Source organism: Ruegeria lacuscaerulensis (assembly GCF_013033355.1).
Lineage (GTDB): Bacteria > Pseudomonadota > Alphaproteobacteria > Rhodobacterales > Rhodobacteraceae > Ruegeria > Ruegeria lacuscaerulensis_A.
Genome location: NZ_WQDY01000031.1, coordinates 1 through 2,932 on the forward strand (window position 1 = coordinate 1; position 2,932 = coordinate 2,932).

A 2,932-nucleotide genomic window follows, 5' to 3' on the forward strand; every position below is an offset into this window, starting at 1 on the left:
ACCGACTGTAGGTGCGCTCATAACGCTGCATTCCCAACATTGATTTCATTGAAGAAAATCTTGGAAGCTTGCCCATAACTCTGCGCGGTATTTGCTCATAACTTTGCACGATTTGCCCATAAGTTTGCGTGCCACAGAGAACCAATCGAACAAACCAGCTCCTATGGCTTATCTGCAATTCTCAAATGCAGCTTATTCCCAATCGCCAGCAGACGAGCGCCACGTCTTAGCGTCCGCATCCCAAACACTGGCGGTTACGCAAGGCGTTGGGTTTATTCCGTCGCAATTGGATCCATGAATATCCGCAACAACAACGCGTTGACGCCCAAAATCAACAACCGTCCAGCCCTGGTTGAGCAAGGATTGAACCTCCTCTTCAATCAAGAAGTGCGACATGCATCCGCCAGTTCCGCAGTAAAGAGATGCGGCGCTCGAACACGCAAAACCAGACTCATTCAAAACCCAGTCGCGTTGTAGATCTCCGTCGAGATCGACCCTTTCAACCGCGCCCCAGGCTATATCAAACTGACCGTTGTTGAACTCCGCGCATGCCTGCGCCGCCAGATCAACCTTTGCTCGCAAACCGGTTGGAAGTTGCGAAACGTCAGCCGCGACAACTGGTGAGGTCCAAACCAGGCCCGAACCAAGCAGGATCGCAGATACCAAACGTTTCAAGTAGCTTGCCAATTGGGAAGCCGGTTGGAAGGTGGCTTCAGTTGCATTGTTCATACCTGTAGTCCCCGTATTCCAGCCAGTTTGCCGAGCCTTCGTTAAAAATCAGAAATTCAGACCTGTCTTCACCAAGAAGGGCGACGACAAATCCGGCCGGTGGCTCAGAGTTTCCGAAGTAGCTGTAGGCTGTCATGGCTCTGATCGACTCGCCGTTAACCGCTACTCGCGCGTCCCACTCCCCCTCTGGATTGTCCAAAATTACGGGTTCGATCACGCGCTCTATCGCTCCGCCACCACAATAGACGATGCCTTCGGGCGCTTCGTAGGACGTCTCTTGGCTAACTTCTGAATCGCACGCAGAACGAAGGGACCGAATTGCTGCGCTGGAACCTTTCAAGTCAAAAATTCCGTAGCTGACATCTTGATCAATCATCGACAGATTAACCGATGCATTGGCCGCAAGCTGGTCCAGAACAAAACCATAGTCCGGCTGACTATTGAAACTGACCTCGACGGGATAGTTGTCGACGATCTGCACGGCAGCGTTTTCTGCGCCAACCTGAAATGCTCCAACTTCGGTGGTGCCGTTCTTCAAGAAACGAATGGAAAGCCCCTGCTTATCCGCAATGTCCTGGCTGTCCTCGAATCCAGCCGGAGCAAAGCGAATACGGTCACACTGAAGTTCCAGCGTCATGTTTCCTGTCTGAATAAAAGCATTGGGGTTGGGCCCGGAGCTGAACGACCACTCCGCTGATGCTGTGGTCGCCACTGCCATCAGTAGCATTCCAATGGAAATGGTTTTGCAGCTCATTTTTTTCTCTCCATTGAGTTACGGTTCGCACTGTCGTTCAGCAGAAGTTCCAGCCAATTGCCCGGACAGCCAGATCAGAAAACAGGTTCGCCGTATTCGTTTGCGCCTTCCTGGGAAGGTCTTGTCAGCCACCAGATCATCAGGATGGACAGAACCAACTGAAGAATTGAGACAACAACAATACCGGTCACTCCCAAGACTGCCGCGGGTCCCCGTAATGCATCGGGGTTTTCGGTCCCTTGCTCCAATACCGAGAAGAACGCCACCCCACCCAGCATAACAAAGAGCGTTGAAATGCTGAGCGCCATCGGCAGCAGCAAATACCAGCCAGGTCGTCCTGTATCATGCAGCCTCCGCCAACCGGCGGCCAGCATGGGTATGAGAACGGCCAACTGGAAAACAGAGGACAGAACCCGAGATCCCTGCCCTGTTTCTGGGTCGGTCCCGAATAGGATCGTATCCAGCACAGCCAAACCAGCACTCACGAGAACCACAAACAAGAAGAACCACCAGTATTCCGAGCGTATTGCCCGACCGGAGAACTGGAAGTATTTCGAGAAACACGTCTTAACGGCTTCACCAAATCCCATCTTTCAATCCCTTCATTGTTTCTGTGCGGCCTCAAATTGCTTCGCCGCTCAGGGGAACACACTCGCAGCTCCCACTTACTTTTTTGTTTGAACGCAGAGGCCTATCGTACGAGAGCGTAGAGAAATTTACGCGCGGAAAAAATATTGATTTATTAGAAATTAGATTCAAACATGCGAATTCGACACAACTTTATTTTACCTCCGTTGTTGTCGTTGCTGCTCGCTGTGCCGAGCCCTTCCGACTGCTGGAGTGAGTGCTGGCGGTCGGAAGGCACTTTACAATGATTGAGCGCTGGGAGGACGCGATGCTCAGACTAAACGTACTCGCCCTCTCTCCGAAGCTCGCTCTAGCTCTTGCCAGCGACGTCATTCGGCCATCACGCGTTATTGGCGACCCAGATAGTCAACGAAATATCGTTCCACCGACCAAGCCCCCCGCGACAAGTTGTTGGGAAGGGAAATCACAGGGTCGAAGTATGTTCCATAGCCTGCTCTGACGCGAGAACTTCAAACAAGCCAATCCAATTTCAATAATTTCATGGGAACAAGAGGGAGAAGAAAATGTCCAACAAGATGGTGATGATTGCAGGCGCAACTTGTTTCGCACTGCTTGCGGCCTGCGACGATACGAGTACATCAAGCGCGTCCGCCGAACTCACGCCCGCTCAGCAAGCGTGTTTGCGAGATGTAGCCAGCACAACGAACAATTCACAAGTCGTGGTGCTCTCATCCGCGTTTAGCGAGGCGGGAACACAGGTCACAGTCGGCGTTGGCGAGGATCGCGCTCCTTGGAACTGCATTGCTTACAGTGATGGCGCGACAGCTGGTATCGAATTCCTGGGCGACGAAGGCGCATTGT

Annotated in this window: 4 protein-coding genes; 1 reads left to right on the top strand and 3 read right to left on the bottom strand. The window is 52.3% G+C overall.

Annotated features, from left to right (window positions below):
- Nucleotides 1-192: 192 nt before the first annotated feature.
- The 3 genes from GOW48_RS22220 to GOW48_RS22230 all read right to left on the bottom strand — a co-directional run bounded on the left by GOW48_RS22220 (nt 193) and on the right by GOW48_RS22230 (nt 2,073).
- Nucleotides 193-729 (bottom strand): hypothetical protein, encoded by a 537-nt coding sequence (locus GOW48_RS22220; RefSeq protein WP_170756242.1) that lies wholly within the window; start codon nt 727-729, stop codon nt 193-195.
- Nucleotides 713-1,483: a hypothetical protein gene (locus GOW48_RS22225; RefSeq protein WP_170756243.1), complete on the bottom strand. Its 771-nt coding sequence runs from the start codon at nt 1,481-1,483 to the stop codon at nt 713-715. The genes GOW48_RS22220 and GOW48_RS22225 overlap by 17 nt, the downstream gene beginning before the upstream one ends.
- Nucleotides 1,484-1,557: 74 nt before the next feature.
- Entirely contained in the window at nt 1,558-2,073 is a 516-nt protein-coding gene (locus GOW48_RS22230; RefSeq protein ID WP_170756244.1) for a DUF805 domain-containing protein, read from the bottom strand.
- A gap of 561 nt (nt 2,074-2,634) precedes the next feature.
- Here GOW48_RS22230 and GOW48_RS22235 point away from each other — a divergent pair.
- The coding region (locus GOW48_RS22235; RefSeq protein WP_170756245.1) for a hypothetical protein at nt 2,635-2,932 on the top strand (298 nt) is incomplete at its 3' end.